Raw genomic sequence first — 696 nt, 5'->3', positions numbered from 1 at the left:
GGGCCCGTCGGCGGCCGGGCGAGCACCGGACGGCTCGCCCGGCTCGCGGCGGCGCCGGTGACCGCGGCCCCCAGGCGGGCGGGGTCGTCGTCGAAGCCGGCCGGCACCTGCTCGAGCACGGCGTGGACCGCCTCGAGCCCGCCGTCCTTCCAGCAGGACCACAGCGCCGGCAGCTCCCACGCCCCGGTCGCGCGCAGCGACACCCCGCGCGGCCCGGTCCGGCGCAGCACCCCGCGCACGAGCAGCAGCCAGGAGTGGAACACCGTGGCGGCGTACGGGCCCTGGACGTCCTCGAAGAACGTCGCGTCCACGGGCCCGGTCGCGTCGTCGAGGGTGAGGAACACGACCCGGCGCCCGGAGCGGATGGGCGGGGTCTGGGTGGCGACCTTGACCCCGGCGACGAGCAGCTCGCTCTGGCTGCGCTGCCCGACCAGGTCCGGGCAGCGCGTGACGCCGAGCGCCTCCAGCAGCGGCTGGTAGAAGTCGAGGACGTGCCGGGAGGCGTCGAGGCCGAGCACGTCGAGCTCGGCGACGACCCGCTCGGCGCTGGTCATGTCCGGCAGCTCGGTGCTCTCGGTCTCGTCGGGGGCGTCGCCCAGGTCGAAGGTCAGCTGGGTCTCCGGCTCCGGCGCCACCGCCCCGGCGGTGCCGGCCGTGCCGCGGCGCACCACCGGCGCACCGCCGCGGCCCACGGCC

Annotated in this window: 1 protein-coding gene; it reads right to left on the bottom strand. The window is 77.9% G+C overall.

Going from position 1 to position 696, the window contains the following annotated elements; all coding sequences use genetic code 11:
* Nucleotides 1-696 (bottom strand): OB-fold nucleic acid binding domain-containing protein (locus WCS02_RS20870; RefSeq protein ID WP_340296223.1); only part of this gene is annotated, 696 nt, incomplete at both ends.

The organism is Aquipuribacter hungaricus (assembly GCF_037860755.1).
GTDB classification, from domain to species: domain Bacteria; phylum Actinomycetota; class Actinomycetes; order Actinomycetales; family JBBAYJ01; genus Aquipuribacter; species Aquipuribacter hungaricus.
This window is presented reverse-complemented; position numbering and strand designations above follow the sequence as displayed.